This is a genomic window from Thalassococcus sp. BH17M4-6 (assembly GCF_049323015.1).
Classification (GTDB): Bacteria; Pseudomonadota; Alphaproteobacteria; order Rhodobacterales; family Rhodobacteraceae; genus Puniceibacterium.
The window spans coordinates 275,176-294,364 of the sequence record NZ_JBMPGU010000003.1 but is presented as its reverse complement, the minus strand read 5'-3'; the positions used below and the strand labels follow the sequence as shown (position 1 = coordinate 294,364).

Genomic DNA, 19,189 nt, shown 5'->3' with positions numbered 1-19,189 from the left:
AACGCAGATGATGGCGGCGTCACTATGGCAGGTCAGCGACAGGTCCGCGTCAGGCACCTTGTCGAATGGCCGAGAGTAGGTCCTGCCACCGCGTCGCGAAGACCTCTTCAAGGTCTGTTTCATGACCGGCCCTGGTCGGCCCGGATGTGTTTCCATGCGCCATCAGTGTCGCCACTGCGCCGCTCCAGTCGTCGACGGCGCCGTCGCGCACAGCGACCGCGCCAAGTGCAACGTGGTCCAGCAGGCCATCGACCGCGTTCACGAGCAGCGGACGTCCCGCTGCAAGCGCCTCGATCGCGACAAGTCCGTAGGCTTCCCAGACGGAGGGCATCGCAACCGCGTCCACGGCTGCCATCGCCCGCACGGGGTCTGAGGCGAAGCCCATGAACCGGATGCGCGGATCGCCCAGGGCAAGGTGGCGCAATCTGGCCTCTTCCGCGCCTTCGCCATAGATGTGCAGCGCAAGGTCCGCGCTTTTGACCTGCCGAAACGCCTGGATCAGCGTGTCGAACCCCTTTTGCCGGTCAAGCCGCCCGATCGCGCCAAGCACCTTCACCGGACCATCGGCGGGCGGTACCGCGCGAAACGTGGAAAGATCGACGCAGGACTGGATGACGGTCAGCTTTTTGGCCGGAACGGCACCGCTTTGCGTCAGCCACCTGGCCTGGGCATGGCTGACCGCTATGATCCGATTGAAGAGCCCGAAGGCGCTGCGCAGCAGCACCGCGAACCTGCGCCGGTAGGTGACGTTCGCGGCGAGGAACCCCTGGGTATAGCTGTGCTCGACATGCATCAACGGGGTGCGTGGATGGCGTGCGCGCAGGCTCAGCAGCATCGGCATCAGGCGCCAGCTGATCGCCAGATGCGAGACGATGACATCGGCCCGAACGGCGTCAGCCAGGCCCGCGCGGCGGTCGACCACCCGCAGTTCGTGATCGGCATCGCGCGACAGCGCGGGCGCGGTCAGGATATGATCCAGCACCCGCATGACCCCGCCCGCCGTCGTGTCATCGACCAGATGGACGACTTTCAGCCGTTGCATCAGACCGCCTCCGCCGTGCGCAGCCGCTGGGCAAGATCCATGACCCGGCGCAGAACGGCGGTGCCGCAAAGCGACAAGGTCGCGGTCGCGGCCAGGGTGACGAGGGATTTCACCGGCTCTTCGATCATCGGCATTGCGGACTGCGCCAGCCAGTCACGCGACAGGCACCGCGCGCGGACGGGGTCCAGATCGCTGATCGCGCGGCGGGTGAGGTAGCGCAGCTGGTAGGCCCGGGCGACCGGCGTGTTGACCTGGAAGAACGCCGGGTTGAGCGGGGTGAGCTTGGTCACCATCCGCTCCCACGCGGCAAGCTGTCGGTCGGTCGCGGCCGACAGCCCCCCCGCATTGATCCGATACTGGGTCCAGAGCCCGGGGATGCCTTCAAAGGTCCAGTCGGTGCTGAGCGCGATCCGCAGCCAGCATTCGATGTCTTCGGACTGACGGAAGGTTTCGTCGAAATACCAGTCGCGCTCTGTCTCGTGCCGGGGGCGAAAGGCGATCTGCTCCAGCACCGCGCGGCGCAGCACGGGGGCCGATCCGTTGCCGATCGGATTGCGCTTGAAGATCGTCGCGGCGTCGATGCCGGTCAGGCGCGGGCGCTGCGCGTGGCCGGTCAGGGCACCCTGGTCATCCATGATCGCGGAGCCGCAGTAGCTGATCCCGACATCAGGACGCGAGTCGAGATGCGCGACATGCAGGGCCAGCTTTTCCGGCAGCCACAGGTCGTCGGCATCGCAAAAGCCGATGACCGTGCCGCGCGCGGCGGCGATGCCGCTGTTGCGGGCCCCGGCAAGGCCCCGGTTGGCCTGACGGACGATGCGGACGCGGGGATCGCGGGCAAAGCCTGCGGCGATCTGCGGCGTCGCATCGGTGGATCCGTCGTCGACGATGATCACCTCGTAGGCGGGGTGGGTCTGGTGCAGCAGGGCGGTCATGGTGGCCCAGAGCGTGTCTGCGACGTTGAAGGCGGGAACGATGATGGAGGCAAAGGTCATGGGATCGGACTTTCGGGTTCAGGAAAAAAGGGACTGGCGCAGACCGCGCGGCAGCATCAGGGCAACGAACGCACCGCCAAGGGTCAGCCCGCCACGGCGGACGGGGCTGAGAAAACCCGCCGGGCTGTGCAGAAGGCCCGAGAGGCTCAGGCGCAGCGCCGCGCCACGACCGGGTGCCGTGCGCAGCGCACGCCGGGCGAGGTAGCGGTAGTGGATCGCGTGGCTGCGCCGCGACGGGCGCACGCCCAGCCCGGCGGCGGTGCGCAGCGCCTGCGCCCGCCCCTCTGCCATCGCCGCCAGATCGGTGGAGAGCCCGCCGGGGCTGGTGCGGTACCAGGTGTGCAACTGGTCGACCCCGACGACGCGGGCCCCGTGCCCGACCAGCCGGATCAGCCAGTCCAGATCCTCGTTATGGACCATAGCCGGATCAAACCCGCCGGTGCGTTCGAACACGCCGCGGCGCAGGGTGATGTTGGACATGGTGCAGACCGGGTTTTCGCCCAGCAGCATGTCGATTGTCAGATCGCCCTGCGGCACGGACGAGGTGACGCCGGTATCTCCCGGTTCGGTGTTGAAGAACCCGATGCGCCCATAGACCGCGTCGATGCTCCGGTCGCCAAACGTCTCGCGCAGCCGGTTCAGCTTGCCCGGAACCCATAGGTCGTCGGCATCGCAGAAGGCCAGGAAATCGCCGGTGGCCTCGTTCAGCGCCGCCATGTTCCGCGCCGCGCTGGGGCCTTTCGCGCTGTTGCGGACCAGCCGGATGCGGCCGTCCCGCCGCGCCGCGCTGCGGATCAGGAAAACCGTGGCGTCGGTCGATCCGTCGTCGACGCAGATCGCTTCCCAATCGGTGAAGGTTTGCGCGGTGAGGCTGGCCAGCGTCGTGGCAATCGTCGCCTCGGCGTTGAAACAGGGGAGGATGATCGAAAATGTCGGCATGGGATCAGACCTTTGCGAAACGGTGGCCAAAGGCCAGGGAAAGAGCGGGAAGCGAGGCGTCCAGCATCACCACGGTGGCGACGACGGCATAGCCGGTGGCCACGGCCATGAGACCGAAGGGGGCAAGCGCTGCGGTGTTGAGCATGAGCGCTGCGGTCATTGCGGCTGTCACCCAGAATTCGCGCTGCGCGCGGCCCGTGGCCCGAAGCCAGCCGGCTGTGGCGGACCAAAGCGTGGTGGGGATCGCGACCAGGCAGAGGATCGACACGATCTGGTCCAGCCCCTGCCAGCCGTCCCCAAAGAGGATCGGCACGTAAACGGGCGCGAGGATCGCCTGCAGGACCACCGCCGGCGTGATCAGGCCGATGGCCAGAAGGATGCTCTGACGCAGGGCCTGGGTCTTGTCGGGGCTGGCGCAGAGATGCGGAAAGAGCACGGTCGCGAAGGCCGTGGAGAAGGAATTCGCCAGCCCCAGCCCGGCATTGAAGGCCATGAAATAAAGCCCAAGCGCCTCGGCCCCCATCAGCGTGCCGACGATCAGCTTGTCCGCCTGCAGGCGCATGGCCTTGACGAGTTCGACCCCAAGCACCGCCCAGCCGAAGCTGATGAACGGGCGCAGCGGCGCAAAGCCGTTCGACAGGTCCCGACGCCAGGGATGCAGGCGGCGCATCGCGACCAGCCAGAACGGCGCGGTCAGCAGGCGCGGCAGGATCAGCGCCAACGCCGAGGGCCAGAGCAGGGCCAGCGCCGCCGAGAGCATGTTCGCGCCCACGACCTGCGCGCCCGAGATGGCGGCGGTCTGGCGCAGTTTGCCCGCCCGCATCGCAAGGGCGGTCTGCACAAGGCCCGCAGGCATGAACAGGTACTCGCCCGCGAGCAGCAAGATCAGCATCAGCAACTCGAGGCTGGCACCCGACGCGTAAAGTGTCAGCCCCACCGCCGATTGCACGACAAACAGCCCCACGCACCAGGCCCAGAAGATGCGGTGCGCGGTGGCGCAGGTTTGCGGCAGTTCTGCCTCGGGTGCGGCGATGATGCGCTGCCCGACGCCGTTCTCGGTCAGCGCCTTGAGGATGTCGGACGCCGCCAGCGCCGCCGCCGCGACACCGATCTGCGCGAGGTCCAGCGACCGGGCGACCGCCACGACAACCAGCAGGCGCGATGCCTTGGACGCCACCTCTGACGCGCCATAGGCAAAGAGGTTCTGCGCGATACGCGATGTCTTGAGGATGGCGGTCATTGTACGGGTCCAGTCATGTTTGCTGAACCGGTTCTAACCGCGGGTCGTGCGTGCTGTCCCGGACGCCACCGGAGAGCGGAAGGGCGCAACAGAACTGCATCATATCCGTTCGGATAGGTGGCGCCATGCCACGGTGCACTCGACCGGGCGGGCGGAAATGCGTAGAACCTTCACAACCGCAGGTAAACGCGAGCGCAGGCATGCCCCAGACCCTCACATTCGGCTCGGCGCTGCTGGCCGTTCTGGCCCTGGCGAACTGCGCCAGCTACGACACGCCCAACAACCTCGAACCGGTGGCGGCAGGCGACGGCTATCAGGCGCAGTACCGCACGCCCGATGTCAGCCGGGGGCAGGCGCGGTTCCTGCGCTCGGCCGAGATCAACGCCAGCAAATGCCGCCCCTGGCGCGGCGGGGCCGGAGGCAAGGGTGGCGGTGTCGCGGCGGTATCGCTGCGCGGCGAGCGGCTGAGCCGGAACGATCTGGTCGATATCCGCATCGCCGACGACGACACGTTCAGCGGCGACTATGTCGTGTCGCGCGACGGCACGCTCAAGCTGCCATTCCTGGCGCCGATCCGCGCGCAGGGCCGCTCTACCTCCGAAATCGAGGCCGATATCTCCAGGCAGCTTATCGCCGGGGATTTCTTTGTCGAACGGCCGCGCATCTCTGTCCGCGTGGCCGACTTCGCCTCGGTCACGGTGGGCGTGTCCGGCGCGGTGTTCGAACCGCATTCGGTGGAAATCGGCGGCGTCACCGGCGACCAGGTCGACAGCCGTCGCCAAGGGGCCCTGGGCGCGTCGAGCGAGGGGCGCAACCTTTCCGCGGCGCTGCGGGCGGTCGGTGGCGTGCGCCCGGATGCCGATATCTCTGCCATCGAGGTGCGCCGGGCCGGAACGCTTTACACGCTCGACATGCGCGGGGTGTTCGAGGGGCAGAACGTCGTCGACATCATGCTGCTGACGGGTGACGAGGTGTCGGTGCCCAGCCGCGGCTGTTTCCAGGAGGAGCTGATGCGGCCCAGCCCGATCAGCCCGCCGGGGGTATCGCTGTTCCTGTCGAACCTGACACAGCCCGCGACGGGCAATGCCCCCTCGGCCATCGGGCGCGAGGTCCGCGAAGTGCCTTACGGCACGCGCTACATGCAGGCCGTGATCGACACCAACTGTGTCGGCGGGGCGCGGGCGACCAGTGCGGACCGCTCTGCGGTGCTGTTTTCCCGCAATCCGATCACCGAGGTGTCGGTCGTGATCGAACGCGATATCGAAGACCTGCTGCGGCGCGCGGATCGGGACGATTACGATCCGTTCCTGCTGCCCGGCGATTCAATCGCCTGTTACGACAGCACGGTCACCAATGTCGGCGAAGTCGGCCGGGTGCTAGGGATTCTGGGTCTGTCAGCACTGGCCCTGTAGGCAGCAGACGGCGTCCCGGCGCTAGGCTTGCATCCGGGGGCGCGTGACGAACCAGATGGCGGGCAGCTTCGCAATGGCTTTGGCCATGTCGTCCGGGTCGCCTGCCTTGGCCGCCGTTTCCACCGCGATCAGCCCGGCGCGCAATTCGACGGCCCCCAGCTGCGCGGCGCCGCCGGCCATCCGGTGGGCGCGGGCGGCGATCTCGTCCGGCGTGTGCCGGGGATGCTCCTTGAGGAAGGCCAGCGTTTCGTCAACCTCGGCCACGAACCGATCGAGCAGCGGACGCAGGGCGTCGACACCGACCGTTTCACGCAGATCGTCCAGATAGGCGCTGGCAACCGCCTTTGACGCATCCCGGCCAAAGGTCTGATTTTTGGTTTCGGGGTGCAGGTGATTGCTGATCACCTGGATCAGGCCCTCTCGGGTCAGGGGCTTGGTCAGGATGTCGTTCATCCCGTCCGACAGAAACGCCTTCTGTTCGTCAGCCATGGCATTCGCCGTCAGCGCCACGATGGGCGTCCTGGCGCAGGCGCCGTCGCCTGCCCGGATCTGGCGCGTGGCGGCGCGGCCGTCCATCACCGGCATGCTGATGTCCATCAGAATGAGATCGAAATGCTCGGCCTGCGCCCGGTCCACGGCGATCTGCCCGTTCCTGGCCTCGGTCACGTCGTGACCGGCGGCGACCAGCATCTCGCGGGCGACGACGCGATTGATCTCGTTATCCTCGACCAGCAGGATGCGGCTGGGCCGCATCGACCCGGCGCGTGCACGACGGTGCGTGTCGGTCTGCGGCGGATCGATGGGCGCGATGGGAAAGCTGATGAGGAAGGTGCTGCCTTCGCCCGGCGTACTCTCGACCTCGATGCTGCCGCCAAGCGCGTGAACGAACCGCCGGGCGATCCCAAGGCCCAGGCCGGTGCCGCCGACCTCGCGATCATAAGAGCTGTCGCCGGTCAGGAAATCGTCGAACACCTGCGATTTGAGCGTATCGTCCATGCCGATGCCGGTATCGCTGACGCAGATCTGCAGTTCGGGCGGTTCGCCCTCCATATGCAGAACCTCTGCCTGGACCGAGACACGCCCCTCATGGGTGAATTTCACCGCGTTGCCGATCACGTTCATCAGGATGTGCTGGATGCGTTCGCGGTCGGCGTGGATCCAGTCAGCAGGTGTGCCGATCCAGCCCCATTCCAGCGTCGTGTCGTTGGCCGAGGCCGCGCCGCTCTGATTGTCGATGATGTCCTGCAGCAGCGTGCTGATGTTCATCGCCACGGGCCGCAGATGCAGCTTTCCGGCGTCGTACTTGGTGATGTCCAGCACGTCCGAGATATGGCTCATCAACAGCTTGCCCGAGGTGTCCATGTTCTTGATATAGCGCGCCTGCTTGGCGCTCAGCTTGGTGTCGCGCAGCAGTGACAGGTTGCCCAAAAGGCCGTTGAGCGGCGTGCGGATCTCGTGGCTCATGGTGGCCAGGAAATCGGTCTTGGCCTTTTCGCCGGCCAGCGCCCGATCGCGGGCGGCGACCAAATCGGCCTCGGTCTTCACCCGGTGCGAAATGTCCCGCAGGAAGGCGATGAAGATTTCGCCATCGTCGGTTTCGGCGGACTGGATGGCAAACTCGACCGGGAAAATCTCTCCATTGGCGCGCTTGGCCTCAAGCTTGATCCGGCCCTTGCCGACCACCCGCTTTTCACCGTCTTGCCGCATCCGCTCCATCCCCGCCGCATGGGCGGCACGGTGGTGGTCGGGCACGATCAGCGCGCCCAGTTCAGCGCCGATGGCCTGTTCGGCGGAATAGCCGAAGATCTGTTCGGCGGCGGCGTTGAAATCGAGGATGCAGCCCTTCGCATCGCTCACCACCACGGCGTCGAGCGCGGTGCCTGTCACGATCTTCATCCGCTCGCTGGCCTGTGCGATTTCGGCCCGGCGCCGCACGTTCTGTGCGTTGAGGTAGGCCAGATAAAGCGCCAGCAGCAGCAGCGTCACCAGCAGGAAGGTGACCACCGCGGCCATCTGCATCAGGGTCACGGCGATGTTGCTGCGGCGGCGGTCGGAATCCTCGGCAAAGTAATTCAGCCCGGAATTGGCCAGCTGCCGGACGTTGGGCCGTACGTCCTCGGCACGTTCGATCAGATCTGGCAGGGCGGCGGTCAGCGCATCGTCAGAGGCGTCAATGCTGTCGACCGTCCGGTCGAGAAAGGTCTGCACGATCCGAAGGTTGCGCGAAAATTCCGGCACATTGCGCAGGGCCGCATAGATCGACGCCTGCCGCAGCGTATTGATCCGGCTGTAGAAGATATCGAACTCACGGCGCATGCTTCGCAGGTCGGGCGCGGGATCGCCGATCACGGTGCTGAGGTGAAGGTGGTATTCGAGAAATTCCACCTCGGCCTGCGACAGGGTCCATTGCACGTTGTCGGACCGAGCCGAGTTGAGCAGCCGCAGATCGCGTACGACAGCGGTGGAAAGGTAGACGATCACCCCCAGACCCACAGCCCCCAGCAGCAGCGTGATCAACAGCCGCAAACGCAGGGGAGAGGCTTTGAGGTCTATCATTGCGGGCCGATCCGGTTGTGCGGGGCCGAAGGCTCGGGCCCCGGCCACCGCTGCTTACTGCGTCACCTCGATGCGGTCGAGTTGCCATATGCTGCGCGAATAGGTCACTTCGGAGCGATAGTCGGCGCTGGCATCATAGGGATACACGACCCAGAGCGGTCCCTTGTCGCGCACCGACATCGTTTCGCCATCCATCCTGTAGGCCAGGATGGGGCCGCCATCGACCGCGTCAGACACCGGGATTTCCACGGCGTAATCGTTGATCGCGGTGGCGCGCAGGGTTTCACCCTCGAGCCCCAGACGCTCGACCAGCTTGGCGAGCGACACGCCGGTAAAGCTGTGTGCGCCTTCGGTCCAGATCGTCGTGGTTTCAAAGGTGGTGGCGTCCATCGCCTCGAGCATCTCGAGGTCGAACTGCGCGGTGCCGTCGACGTTGGTGACCTCCAGCGCGCCCGATACGGTGAGGATCACCTCGCCTTCGGGCGCTGCAAGGGGCTGGGCCAGGGCAGGCAACGCGGTTGCGATGACCAGTGCCAGGGCGGGAAACAGGGAACGGTACATGGGAACATCCTCTCCAAGGTTGATCCCATATGACACATTCGCCCGCTCCGCACATCAGGTCAGATGGATAGTGACCTATCCGTTCGGATAGGACGGCCTGTCAGGCCGCCCGCTGTTGCGGAATCGCCCGCGCGTCAAGAAAGCCGCTCAGGGCCTCCTGCATCTCCGGGCGGTCAAGGGCGAAGGCCATCGTCGCCTGCACGAAGCCCGCGACCGACCCGCAGTCAAAGCGTTCGCCCTGGAACCGGTAGCCGGTCACGCCGACCGTTTGCACATCGGCGTTGATCGCATCGGTCAACTGCACCTCGCCGCCTGCGCCCGGGCCAAGGTCGGCAAGGCGGGCAAAGATCGACGGCTCCAGGATGTAGCGGCCAACGACGGCGCTGGTCGACGGGGCCTGGTCGGGCTGCGGTTTTTCCACGAGCCCCCGCGCGGTGGTCAGCCGCCCGGCGGTTCGCGCCACGTCGAGGATGCCGTAGGACGAAGTGTCGGCGCGCGGCACGTCCATCGTCGCGACCATGTGGCCGCGGGTCTTGGCATGGGCGGCGACCATCTGGCCCAATGCGCCTTGTGGTGCGCGGATCACGTCGTCGGGCAGCAGGACGGCAAAGGGTTCGTTGCCCACCAGCCGCCGCGCCAGCTTGACCGCGTGACCCAGGCCCAGTGGCGCGTTCTGGTGGACGAAGGACAGCGCGCCCTCGGGCAACCGCGTCCGCGCCAGCGCGGCCAGCGCAGAGGTTTTCCCGGCGGCGGCAAGGCGCTGTTCCAGCGCGGCGGCGGTATCGAAATAATCCTCAAGCGCGCCCTTGCCCGCGGCGGTGACAAAAACGAACTGTTCAATCCCGGCGGCGCGGGCCTCGTCCACCGCGTACTGGATCAGCGGGCGGTCGACGAGCGGCAGCATCTCCTTGGGGATCGACTTGGTAGCGGGCAGAAAGCGGGTGCCCATACCGGCGACGGGAAAAACGGCGGTGCGGATATGTGTCATCGTCCTGGTCCTTTCCGGGTCAAGGCAAAGGGGTCAGTAAGCGCCGCGGCCCGATACGACCGCGCCGAAGGTTCTGAGGATCAGCACGAGATCAAGAAGCACCGTGCGCGAAGAGGCATAGGTCAGATCCATCTCGACCATCTGGTCAAAGCCGATGTTGGCGCGGCCAGACACCTGCCAGACGCCGGTGATGCCCGGCTTGACCGCAAGGCGGCCCATGGCGCGGCGGGGGTAGGCTTCGACCTCGCACGGCAGGGCCGGGCGCGGGCCGACGATCGCCATCTCGCCGCGCAGCACGTTCAGGATCTGCGGCAGCTCATCGATGGAAAAGCGGCGGATGATGCGCCCGACGCGGGTAACGCGCGGATCGGTGCGCGACTTGAAGCAGACGCCGTCGCGGTCAGAGCTGGCCAGCACCTCGGCACGCCGCGTTTCGGCATCCGTGGTCATCGAGCGGAACTTGAACATGGTGAAAGGGGTGCCGTTGCGCCCGACGCGGGTCTGCTTGAAGAACACCGGCCCGCGGCTGTCGGCCTTGATCGCCAGCGCTGTCAGCGCCAGCAGCGGCGACAGCAGCAGAAGCGCGCTGGCCGACACGGTGATGTCGAGGAACCGGCGCTGCACATCGGCGAAAGAGCTGCGGCGGGCGGCGGTCAGCGCGGCATGGGCCAGGAAGGCGGCATTCCCGACGAGGTAGCGCTTGGCCAGCCGCCGCGGTTCCTGGGCCAGGCGCCAGACCCATTCCATCTTGATCCGACGCACCGCCGTCGGTGCACGCACGACCGTCCCGGCGAGAAAGTCGAAAAGTGCGCCGACGGCCAGTGTCAGGGACGCGTCGAGCCGGTGTGCATGGCGGTGCAGCCACAGTTCCTGCATCGGCACGCCCAGGGCGACCAGCACGATATCGGCGCCGCTGTCGTTGATGTCGGCGATGACCGCCTCGGCATCCGCTGCGCCGCCGAACCCGTCGCGGGTGCCCGCAATGCGCAGATGCGGGATGGTGTGGATCAGGCGGCTGGCCGCGGCCTCTGCCGTGCCCGGGGTGCCGCCGAAGAGGTAGACCGATTTGCCCATCCGCGCCGCCTTGGCCAGCAGCATCGGCACAAGGTCGGTACCGTTCAGGTTGGCGGTCAGTTTCTGGCCGGTCATCTTTGCGGCCAGTTCGACGCCGATCCCGTCGGGCAGCAGAACGTCGGCCGCGGCCACGGCGCGGGCATAGGCCGGATCGCGGCGGCGCAGGTTGCAGCAATGCGCGTTCATGAAGAACGCCCGGCGGCGGCCCGGCGCCAGCAGATGGGTGATCGCCTGATCCGGCGTCGCATCGGCCAGATCGAGTGTCAGCGCGGGCAGATATTGCGTGGTCAAAGCGGGGGGCGTGATCGCGTCAGAAAGGTCGAGGCGGGTCGGGAAAGCAGCGTGTTTCATCGGGCTAAGTCCTTGAGGTTGCAGAAGTTGCTCTCAAGCTGACGAGAAACATTGCGCCGCTCAACGGAGCGGACGGTGAGGAGTCCGGGACATCGGGGGAAGGACTATGCCCTGCGGTCAGCGGACCTATCCGAACGGAGAGCGTCAGGCCCGAATGCGCCGTTGGCTGCCATGGTCACGGCGGATATTTGACGTGCATCAGCCATGATCACGGTTTAGTTGTGGTGGCGAAGAAGGAGACCGCGATGCGCGTATTGATCGCCGATGACCACGACCTGCTGCGGGATACGCTGGTCCTGTTCCTGCAGGCTCAGGGCGGGATCGACACCAGCACCGCGGCGGATCTGCCCGGCGCGCATCGTCTGATCGAAACGGAAGATCCGTTCGACCTGATCCTGCTCGACCTCAACATGCCCGGAATGAACGGTCTCGAGGGGCTCAAGCAGACCATGGCGCTGAAGGACGGCCAGCGCGTGGCGCTGCTGTCGGGCGAGGCGACGCGCGACATTGCCGAAAAGGCGCTCGAGGCCGGGGCCGCAGGCTTCGTGCCCAAGACGCTGCCCGCGAAATCCATGATCAACGCGGTCAAGTTCATGGCCATGGGCGAGCAATATGCCCCTATCGACTTCATGACCGCGGTCGACGACACCCCGTCGCATCCCCTGGCCGACAAGCTCACACAGCGCGAATTGCAGGTCTTGAAGGGCCTGACCGAGGGCAAGTCCAACAAGGAGATCGCCCGCGATCTCGACATCACCGAACCGACGGTCAAGCTGCACATGAAAACGCTTTATCGCAAGGTCGGCGCTTCCAACCGCACCCAGGCCGCGCTGATCGCGCGCGAGGCGGCGCTGTTCTGAACTATCCCATCGGATAGGCCAGGGCGCGGATGCGCCGGCGCGCTGGCCATGCGCGCAGCGGTCAGGCAAGGACGAACACGATAAGGGTACGGGCAAAGGAGATGCCCGATGACCCTGCAAGAGACCTTTCCGACCCGGACCGCCCCTGCCCGCCGCACGCGCCGCCTGTCGTTCCGCCGCATCCTGATGGGCGGGCGGATCGGCGACCTGGGCCGTTTTCCGCGCTACCTGGCGTTCGCGCTGGTCGGCGGTACGCTGATCTGGGCGCCGATCACCGGCTATCTGCGCACGGCACCGCTGACGTTCAAATCCGGCACCTCGCTGATCCTGCCGGGATCGGGGGCGTCAGCCTCGATGAACCTCAATGGGATCGGGCAGGCGTCTTCCTATGCCAACTCGGCATTTTCCAGCAATTCCGTCAGCCCGACCGAGACCTACAAGCGGCTGATCGGGGCCGACCGCATCCTCGAAGCGGCGGCACGGTCGATGGGGCTGGACAGGAAAGCCTTTGGAAAACCGCGGATCGACCTCGTGGACCAGACCAGCCTCATCCACCTTGAAATCACCGGCGGCACCGCTGAAGAGGCGCAGGCCCGTGGGGAAGCGCTGCTGGAGGCCTTTTTCGCCGAGCTTGACGCGTTGCGCGCCGATGAACAGGCCACCCGCGAGGACAGCGGCCTGGCGGCCATCGCGGACTATCGCAACTCCGTCGCCTCGACCCGGTCCGACATTGCCCGGCTGCAAGAGGAAACCGGGCTTGTCTCAGCGGACCAGTACGACGCGATTGTCGAGGCGACGCGGCTTTTGGACAGCCGCGTTCAGGACCTAGCGGCGGCCCTGCAGGACAAGACCCAAAGCGTTGCCGCGCTCGAGGCAAGCCTCGGCATTCCGGCAGATGCGGCCGCCGCGACGCTCAAGCTTTTTGCCGATGCCGAATACGCCGCTTTGATGGAGGAGGTCGCGCTGCATGCCGCCGACCTTGCCAAGGCGCGATCGCAATTCGGAGAGGGGCATCCCAAGGTGCAAGCCGCCCGCGCCGCCCATGCCGGTGCCACGGGCGCCGCGCTACTGCGGGCCGAGGCCGTGACCGGCTTGACCCCGGGCCAGTTGCAAAAGCTCGACCTGGCGCCCGAAGGCGCCCGCGCCGATCTGCTGGCGGAGCTGGTGCGGATGGATGCCGAACGCGCAGGGGCCGCACGCGAGCACGAGACTCTGTCGGCGCGGCTGGCGGAGGAACGCGCACGTCAGCAGGCGCTGGCCGGGCCGGCCGCGCGGTTGCAGGATCTGCAGCGCGACTTCACCGTGGCAGAGGCCGTCTTTGCCAGTGCCATCGCCCGCACCCAGTCCACGAAATCGGATGTCTACGCCTCTTATCCATTGGTGCAGGTGCTGGAAAATCCGTCGCTGCCGGACCGGCCCTCGTCGCCCAACCGCAAGCTGGCCATCGCGGCGGGCGGGGCGGCGACGATGATGATGATGCTGGGCCTTTTGCTGGGCTGGATGCGCTCTGCCGTCATCGGGCGGCTGATCAACGCGCCGAAAGACCCGGCATGATCCCGCAGAACCCGGCAGAGCGCATGGCCTACAAGGCCATGGTCTGGACATGGCCGTTCTACGCCATCGGCGCGCTTTACGTGGTCGGCCCGGTGCTGGCCTGGATCCTGGGCGGGATGGCGGCGCTGTCGCTCTACCTTGGCCCGGCGATTCGGCACGACCTGCGCGCCACAGGTTCGGTGCCGCCGCTGATCTGGCTCTGGATCCTGGGCATGTGCGTGATGCTGGTGGCGCTTTGGGTTGGGCATCTCGACTGGGGGCTGGGGCTCAAGCAGACGATCAAATCCTCGATCGGCTGGGCCAAGGGCTGGGCCCTGCTGGCGCTGTTTCCGCTGGTGGGGGCGGTTCTGCCGATCCGCCGGTCGATCCTCATTCGCGGACAATGCGTGATCGGGGCCTGGACGCTGGCGCTCGCACCCTTGTTGCTGGTTGCCCCGTATATCGGCCTGCCCGAACGCATCTTCACCTCGCCGTTCAAAGCCATCGGCGGGCCGGGGCCAGAGTATTTCAGCGTCTACCTCTTCACCTTCGATCCGGCCAGCTGGACGCCGCGGTGGCAGTTCTACGCCCCCTGGTCGCCCTTCGCCGCCCTGCTGGGCGTCGTCATGGTGCTTTTCGCGCTGGAGGAGAAAGACCGGAAATGGATGCTTGCGGGTGTCGGCGCGGGCATCCTCATGATCCTCGCATCGAAATCCCGCATGGGGCTTGTGGGCCTTGTCGCCTGCACGATCACACCGCGCCTGATGCCCCTGATCCTGCGCGGCTGGGCCTGGCAGGCGACCGCCGCGCTGACCGCATCCATGGCGGTGCTGGGCACAACGCTGATCGCGCTCGCGCAGGATGCCGTCTCGACCTTCAAGGGCGCGCGCGCCGACAGCACCCGCGTGCGCGCAACGCTGCAGCGCATCGCGTCCGAGCGCTGGCAGAACGAGGCGGTGTGGTTCGGCCACGGCACCGTGCACCCCGGATCGCACGCGGTGGAATACATGCCGATCGGCTCGCATCACACGTGGTACGGGCTGCTCTTCGTCAAGGGATTGGTGGGGTTCGCAGCACTTCTGGTGCCCCTCGCGCTTCACACGCTGGTGGTCATGGCCGATGCCGCGCGCCACCCGCGCGGGCGGCTGCCGATGGGGATCCTGATGACGATCATCCTGTTGTCGTTCGGCGAAAACCTCGAGATCGAGGCCTACATGCTGTGGCCCGGGCTCGTGCTGTTGGGTGTTCACTTGCGCGAAATGTCACGGGAAGCGGCGCCCTGACGGTGCCCAACCGGACCGGCCCCGGCTTCCCGCAGAACCTTGGCGGAGCGAAGCCGGAGCAGCAGGATCAGCCGTTGAATTCCGAATTTCGCGATTGGGCACCTGCCCCTGAAGGACGGCACGACCGGGCGGCACGCGCGGTGGCCAAGACCGCCGTCGTGAGCATCGTGATCCCCTGTCTGAGCGAGGAAAGCGTGCTGGACGAGGTGCTGTTCCGCCTGCACGCCACGACTGTCGGTGTGCAGGACGCGACCTTTGAATTCATCTTTGTCGATGACGGATCGACGGAGTCGCGGTAAGCCGGGCCTGGACGTCCTTCCGGCTTGGCAAGGCGCCGGTCATGCCGCTGCTGGCGCGGAACGCCCGGCGGGCGATGCGGGGCGTCAGGGCCGCGGCTTCCTGATCACGTTGATCAAATCCTCGCCCCGCGCCAGCCGGTTCACGTTGTCGGCCACGGTGGCGGTCCGACGGGCGATCGTGCCCGTGGTCCAGCCCGACATATGCGGGGTGAGGGTGACGTTGGGCAGTTCATGGAACGGGTGCCTTGATGGGCGCGGGTTCGGATCGTCCTTCGACGGATAGACATACCAGGTATCCAGGATCGCGTTCAGGCGGCCAACTTTCAGCGCGACGAAAAGCGCATCTTCGTCGATCACGGGGCCGCGTCCCACATTCATGACGACCGCGCCGTCGCGCATCGCGGCAAGCACCTCTGCCCCGATCAGACCTTCGGTGCTGTCCGTCAGCGGCAGCGTATTGATCAGCACATCCACATTACCGGCCATTTCGGCCAGCCCCTCCAGTTGATGAACCGTGACCCAAGGGCTTTCGACGGGCGAGCGGTTGGCGACATGCACTTTCATGCCGAAGGCCAGCGCGCGCTGCTTGACCGCCTGGCCGATATGGCCGTGCCCGACGATGCCGATGCTTTGCTGGCCCATTTCGGTGCGCAAGCCGTCCTTGCCGCCCGCCCAGTAATGCCAGTCGCCCTGCCGCAGCCGGGCATCCGCATCCGCCAGCGGCACGTGCCGCGACAGCAGTGCCGCCATGACGTATTCCGCGATGGCGTTTTCGTGCCCAAAGGCGTTGCAGACGGCGCAACCGCCGGGCAGAGCGTCGAGGTCGACCTTGTCATAACCGGCGGCAGGCAGTTGGAAAAGCCGCGCGTTTTGCACGCCCGTGCCCGTGTAATGCACGCCCACGACCACGTCTGCGCTGGCCAGCGCTTCTGCCTCGCCCGGAGCATCCGCGGCGTCCGAGATCACGGTGATCCGATGCGGCATGTCCAGTTGCTCTGACAGGCCCTTCTCAAAAGCGGCGGCGTTGGTGCCGTAAAAGACGATCTTCATCATGGTCACAGCACCGAAATCATGCCGCCATCGGCATAGATGATCTGGCCCGAGACATAGTTGGACGCATCCGAGGCCAGGTAGATGCAGGTGCCCGCCAGCTCTTCTGGCAGACCCCAGCAGCACATCGGCGTGCGGCCCTTGACCCAGGCGTCGAACTCGGGGTTCGACAGCAGCGCCTCGTTCATGTCGGTGACCATGTACCCCGGACCGATGGCGTTGGCCTGAATGCCTTTTTCGCCCCATTCGGCGGCCATTGCCTTGGTCAGCATCTTGATGCCGCCCTTGGCGACCGTGTAGGGCGCGACCGTGGCGCGGGCCAGTTCCGAGGTCAACGAGCCGATGTTGATGACCTTGCCTTTGCCCCGCTTGGCCATGCGTTTCGCGGCCTCACGCCCGACCACGAACGCGGCGGTCAGGTTGATGTCGATGACACGGCGCCAGTCGTCGGTCTCCAGCTCCAGCATCGGCTTGCGGAACTGTATGCCCGCGTTGTTGACAAGGATATCGACGTCGACACCCTCCGCATCCAGCGCGTCGAAGGCCGCGACGATCGCCGCTTCATCCGCCACGTCGAAGGCGGCGGTCAGCACGTCAAAACCCTGGTCGCGCATTTGCTGCGCGGCGGTCTCAAGCCGGTCTGCGTTTACGCCATTGAGGACGATGCGGGCGCCTGCCTGCGCCAGCCCTTCGGCAAAAGCGCGGCCAAGCCCACGGGAGGAACCGGTGACGAGGGCGGTGCGCCCGGTCAGATCGAACAGGGGATGGCTCATGAAACCTCCGATATGCGTGTTGTCAGGTCGCTGCGCTCGAAGAACTCGGGGCGCAGCTCGGTGCCCAGCCCGGGGCCGTCCATCGGGTAGACATATCCGCCCTCGATGCGCGGCACCTCTGTCACCAGTTCGCGATACCAGCCGTTGTAGAAGGCACGCACCGATTCCTGGATCAGCGTGTTGGGCTGGCTGAACGACATATGGATCGCAGCGGCAAAGCCCACCGGGCCGATGCAGTCATGCGGCGCGAAGGGGCGGTGGTAGGTGTCGGCCATGGCGGCGATCTTGCGCCCCTCGGTCAACCCGCCGGTCCAGCACAGGTCGGCCATGACCACATGCGCGGCGTCCCGGTCAAGAAACTCCTTGTAGGCAAAGCGCGAACCCAGCGTTTCCGACGCGCAGGTCCAGACCGAGGTTGAGGCGGCGAATTCCGCCAGCGCCTGCGCGTTGTTCATGCGGATCGGATCTTCGTACCAGCGCGGGGCGTAGTCTTCGAGCACGCGGGCGATGTCCTTGGCCACCGGCAGGTTCCACAGGCAATGCAGTTCGACCATGATCTCCATCCGGTCGCCGACGGCCTTGCGGATCTGTTCGAACGGTTTCACCGCCGCTTTCATCTGTTCTGCGGTGATGAACATGCCCTTGTTCTCGATTGCGGGCGGATCGAAGGGCCAGATCTTCATCGCGCCAATGCCGCTCTCCAGCAGATCCTCGGCCAGCGCGCCCGCGTCGGTCATGAAAGCGTCAAGGTCTTCATAACGCCCCTCATCCCGGTTCCACGTGTCCACGGGTTTGATCTGGTTGGTGCGCACATAACGCGTGCCCGCACAGGTGTTGTAGACGCGGATTTTATCCCAAGACTGCCCGCCCAGCATCACATGCACCGGCTGCCCCGCAACCTTGCCGAAAATGTCCCACAGCGCGATGTCGAGGGCCGAGGCCGCGCGGTATTCCACGCCGGTGCTGGCCTGCGCATTGGGCAGGCTGACCATTTCCCTGTGCAGCGCCTCGATGTTCAGCGGGTTCTGGCCCAAGAGCCGCACGGCCAGCGTGTTATGGATATGCGCCTCGCAGGCTGCGGCCCCGTAGAAGGTTTCGCCAAGACCGGTGATCCCGGCATCGGTTTCCACATGAACCCAAAGAACGTTGGCGAATTCTTCTGCCCGGAAGGTGCGGATGGCAGTGATCTTCACGTCGGATATCCTCCCTGCACGTCCGGTCAGGCCGGTGGCGGTTTGAGGCGGACCCTAACTGCCAAGCAAGGCCGCAACCACGTATTGTGACAATTTTTTCTGGATTGTCAGACAATTTTTCTTCAGATTGACATAGAACCGTCCTTTGCGCCCTCGGGTGGAAGGGCGCGCCTCAATCTGGACATGGAGCAGCCCGTGACAAAACCGATATCCAGCGTGCCCGGGCTGGCGGAACTGGCGATGACCGGCATTCGCGATCTGATCCGCGCCCAAGGGTTGCGGCCCGGCGACGCGCTGCCGTCAGAGGCTGCCTTGGCAGACCATCTGGGCGTGTCCCGCCCGGTGACGCGCGAGGCGCTGCGTGGCCTTGCGACGCTGCGGATTCTCGACATCGGGGGATCGCGCAAGGCGCGGGTGGCCCTACCCGACGCCTCTGCCCTGAGTCTGGTGCTGGATCATGCGACCTACAGCAGGGGGATGAGCATCCAGCAGGTTCTGGATGTGCGCCGGACACTGGAGATGCGCACCGTGGGCCTTGCCGCGATCCGCCGCAGCGACGCCGAGGCAAAGGAGCTTCTGGACATCACCGCCCGCATGTTGACTGCTCTCGACGGCGGACATTCGGAACTGATGGAACTGGACATCCGTTTTCATTCCCTGATCGCCAAAGCCTCTGGCAATCATCTGTACGCGATGATGGTCGACAGTTTCTGGATCATCACGCGCCAGACCTGGGCCATCGGCTGGCGTTCGCGCGCGACGCATCAGAACCGCCGCGATAATATCAAGTGCCACGAACGCATCGCCACCGCGATCACCGCGCAGGATGCCAGCCGCGCCGAAGCTGCCATGTCCGAGCATTTCGACAGCGCGGTCAGCGTGCTGCTGCGTGCCGGTGTCACCTGAGGCGCGCGGTTTCCTGGCCGGCAGGTACTTATCCAAAAAGCCGGGACCCGTCTGGCGAATATCTGCCCCGGGGCTGGCGATGTCCTGCCACGAAACTGCGCGCCCTCACCAGTTCAGGGCCGACGGGCGTTCCG

The 19,189-nt window shown here is 66.0% G+C and carries 17 protein-coding genes; 6 read left to right on the top strand and 11 right to left on the bottom strand.

What is annotated here, in order from left to right; genetic code table 11:
• Window positions 1-49: 49 nt before the first annotated feature.
• Genes ACOXXX_RS06245 through ACOXXX_RS06230 form a run of 4 tightly spaced genes read right to left on the bottom strand, consistent with a single transcriptional unit; the run spans window position 50 to window position 4,216 of the window.
• The gene (locus ACOXXX_RS06245) at window positions 50-1,042 is read right to left on the bottom strand and encodes a glycosyltransferase family 4 protein (protein WP_422825694.1); all 993 of its coding nucleotides are present in this window, start codon (window positions 1,040-1,042) and stop codon (window positions 50-52) included.
• The gene (locus tag ACOXXX_RS06240) at window positions 1,042-2,037 is read right to left on the bottom strand and encodes a glycosyltransferase family 2 protein (RefSeq protein WP_422825693.1); all 996 of its coding nucleotides are present in this window, start codon (window positions 2,035-2,037) and stop codon (window positions 1,042-1,044) included. The genes ACOXXX_RS06245 and ACOXXX_RS06240 overlap by 1 nt, the downstream gene beginning before the upstream one ends.
• Window positions 2,038-2,055: 18 nt before the next feature.
• The gene (locus ACOXXX_RS06235; RefSeq protein WP_422825692.1) at window positions 2,056-2,976 is read right to left on the bottom strand and encodes a glycosyltransferase family 2 protein; all 921 of its coding nucleotides are present in this window, start codon (window positions 2,974-2,976) and stop codon (window positions 2,056-2,058) included.
• Between the two features lie 4 nt (window positions 2,977-2,980).
• The gene (locus ACOXXX_RS06230; RefSeq protein WP_422825691.1) at window positions 2,981-4,216 is read right to left on the bottom strand and encodes an oligosaccharide flippase family protein; all 1,236 of its coding nucleotides are present in this window, start codon (window positions 4,214-4,216) and stop codon (window positions 2,981-2,983) included.
• A 200-nt stretch (window positions 4,217-4,416) separates the two neighbouring features.
• On the opposite strand from ACOXXX_RS06230, the gene ACOXXX_RS06225 reads away from it, so the two are divergent.
• Window positions 4,417-5,628, top strand: a complete 1,212-nt coding sequence (locus ACOXXX_RS06225) for a polysaccharide biosynthesis/export family protein (protein ID WP_422825690.1) — start codon at window positions 4,417-4,419, stop codon at window positions 5,626-5,628.
• A gap of 21 nt (window positions 5,629-5,649) precedes the next feature.
• Here ACOXXX_RS06225 and ACOXXX_RS06220 read toward each other — a convergent pair whose 3' ends face one another.
• From ACOXXX_RS06220 to ACOXXX_RS06205, 4 genes are all read right to left on the bottom strand, one after another.
• Entirely contained in the window at window positions 5,650-8,184 is a 2,535-nt protein-coding gene (locus ACOXXX_RS06220) for an ATP-binding protein (RefSeq protein ID WP_422825689.1), read from the bottom strand.
• 54 nt (window positions 8,185-8,238) lie between these two features.
• Window positions 8,239-8,745, bottom strand: coding sequence for a molybdopterin-dependent oxidoreductase (locus tag ACOXXX_RS06215; protein ID WP_422825688.1), 507 nt, complete (start codon window positions 8,743-8,745; stop codon window positions 8,239-8,241).
• Window positions 8,746-8,845: 100 nt separating this feature from the next.
• Window positions 8,846-9,733 carry a UTP--glucose-1-phosphate uridylyltransferase gene (locus ACOXXX_RS06210; RefSeq protein WP_422825687.1) on the bottom strand — a complete coding sequence of 296 codons (888 nt, stop codon included), beginning with the start codon at window positions 9,731-9,733 and terminating at the stop codon, window positions 8,846-8,848.
• 33 nt (window positions 9,734-9,766) lie between these two features.
• Window positions 9,767-11,158 carry a WecB/TagA/CpsF family glycosyltransferase gene (locus ACOXXX_RS06205; protein WP_422825686.1) on the bottom strand — a complete coding sequence of 464 codons (1,392 nt, stop codon included), beginning with the start codon at window positions 11,156-11,158 and terminating at the stop codon, window positions 9,767-9,769.
• Between the two features lie 245 nt (window positions 11,159-11,403).
• Between ACOXXX_RS06205 and ACOXXX_RS06200 the strand changes: the two genes are divergently transcribed.
• From ACOXXX_RS06200 to ACOXXX_RS06185, 4 genes are all read left to right on the top strand, one after another.
• The gene (locus ACOXXX_RS06200; protein WP_422825685.1) at window positions 11,404-12,018 is read left to right on the top strand and encodes a response regulator; all 615 of its coding nucleotides are present in this window, start codon (window positions 11,404-11,406) and stop codon (window positions 12,016-12,018) included.
• Window positions 12,019-12,126: 108 nt separating this feature from the next.
• Entirely contained in the window at window positions 12,127-13,572 is a 1,446-nt protein-coding gene (locus ACOXXX_RS06195) for a GumC family protein (protein WP_422825684.1), read from the top strand.
• Window positions 13,569-14,834: an O-antigen ligase domain-containing protein gene (locus tag ACOXXX_RS06190; protein ID WP_422825683.1), complete on the top strand. Its 1,266-nt coding sequence runs from the start codon at window positions 13,569-13,571 to the stop codon at window positions 14,832-14,834. The genes ACOXXX_RS06195 and ACOXXX_RS06190 overlap by 4 nt, the downstream gene beginning before the upstream one ends.
• A 2-nt stretch (window positions 14,835-14,836) precedes the next feature.
• Window positions 14,837-15,133 carry a hypothetical protein gene (locus ACOXXX_RS06185; protein ID WP_422825682.1) on the top strand — a complete coding sequence of 99 codons (297 nt, stop codon included), beginning with the start codon at window positions 14,837-14,839 and terminating at the stop codon, window positions 15,131-15,133.
• Between the two features lie 84 nt (window positions 15,134-15,217).
• Here the strand turns inward: ACOXXX_RS06185 and ACOXXX_RS06180 are convergent, their stop codons facing one another.
• Genes ACOXXX_RS06180 through ACOXXX_RS06170 form a run of 3 tightly spaced genes read right to left on the bottom strand, consistent with a single transcriptional unit; the run spans window position 15,218 to window position 18,149 of the window.
• Window positions 15,218-16,186 carry a 2-hydroxyacid dehydrogenase gene (locus ACOXXX_RS06180; RefSeq protein WP_422825681.1) on the bottom strand — a complete coding sequence of 323 codons (969 nt, stop codon included), beginning with the start codon at window positions 16,184-16,186 and terminating at the stop codon, window positions 15,218-15,220.
• Window positions 16,187-16,188: 2 nt separating this feature from the next.
• Window positions 16,189-16,956: an SDR family oxidoreductase gene (locus ACOXXX_RS06175; RefSeq protein WP_422825680.1), complete on the bottom strand. Its 768-nt coding sequence runs from the start codon at window positions 16,954-16,956 to the stop codon at window positions 16,189-16,191.
• On the bottom strand, window positions 16,953-18,149 hold the full coding sequence (locus ACOXXX_RS06170; protein ID WP_422825679.1) for a mandelate racemase/muconate lactonizing enzyme family protein: 1,197 nt from the start codon (window positions 18,147-18,149) through the stop codon (window positions 16,953-16,955). The genes ACOXXX_RS06175 and ACOXXX_RS06170 overlap by 4 nt, the downstream gene beginning before the upstream one ends.
• A 195-nt stretch (window positions 18,150-18,344) precedes the next feature.
• On the opposite strand from ACOXXX_RS06170, the gene ACOXXX_RS06165 reads away from it, so the two are divergent.
• Complete coding sequence (locus ACOXXX_RS06165; protein ID WP_422825678.1) at window positions 18,345-19,055, top strand: FadR/GntR family transcriptional regulator; 711 nt, start codon at window positions 18,345-18,347, stop codon at window positions 19,053-19,055.
• Window positions 19,056-19,189 lie beyond the last annotated feature (134 nt).

Excerpts from the sequence above, each read along its gene's own strand:
- ACOXXX_RS06245 (WP_422825694.1), bottom strand. The coding sequence starts at position 1,042 with ATGCAACGGCTGAAAGTCGTCCATCTGGTCGATGACACGACGGCGGGC.
- ACOXXX_RS06240 (WP_422825693.1), bottom strand. The coding sequence starts at position 2,037 with ATGACCTTTGCCTCCATCATCGTTCCCGCCTTCAACGTCGCAGACACG.
- ACOXXX_RS06235 (WP_422825692.1), bottom strand. The coding sequence starts at position 2,976 with ATGCCGACATTTTCGATCATCCTCCCCTGTTTCAACGCCGAGGCGACG.
- ACOXXX_RS06230 (WP_422825691.1), bottom strand. The coding sequence starts at position 4,216 with ATGACCGCCATCCTCAAGACATCGCGTATCGCGCAGAACCTCTTTGCC.
- ACOXXX_RS06225 (WP_422825690.1), top strand. The coding sequence starts at position 4,417 with ATGCCCCAGACCCTCACATTCGGCTCGGCGCTGCTGGCCGTTCTGGCC.
- ACOXXX_RS06220 (WP_422825689.1), bottom strand. The coding sequence starts at position 8,184 with ATGATAGACCTCAAAGCCTCTCCCCTGCGTTTGCGGCTGTTGATCACG.
- ACOXXX_RS06215 (WP_422825688.1), bottom strand. The coding sequence starts at position 8,745 with ATGTACCGTTCCCTGTTTCCCGCCCTGGCACTGGTCATCGCAACCGCG.
- ACOXXX_RS06210 (WP_422825687.1), bottom strand. The coding sequence starts at position 9,733 with ATGACACATATCCGCACCGCCGTTTTTCCCGTCGCCGGTATGGGCACC.
- ACOXXX_RS06205 (WP_422825686.1), bottom strand. The coding sequence starts at position 11,158 with ATGAAACACGCTGCTTTCCCGACCCGCCTCGACCTTTCTGACGCGATC.
- ACOXXX_RS06200 (WP_422825685.1), top strand. The coding sequence starts at position 11,404 with ATGCGCGTATTGATCGCCGATGACCACGACCTGCTGCGGGATACGCTG.
- ACOXXX_RS06195 (WP_422825684.1), top strand. The coding sequence starts at position 12,127 with ATGACCCTGCAAGAGACCTTTCCGACCCGGACCGCCCCTGCCCGCCGC.
- ACOXXX_RS06190 (WP_422825683.1), top strand. The coding sequence starts at position 13,569 with ATGATCCCGCAGAACCCGGCAGAGCGCATGGCCTACAAGGCCATGGTC.
- ACOXXX_RS06180 (WP_422825681.1), bottom strand. The coding sequence starts at position 16,186 with ATGATGAAGATCGTCTTTTACGGCACCAACGCCGCCGCTTTTGAGAAG.
- ACOXXX_RS06175 (WP_422825680.1), bottom strand. The coding sequence starts at position 16,956 with ATGAGCCATCCCCTGTTCGATCTGACCGGGCGCACCGCCCTCGTCACC.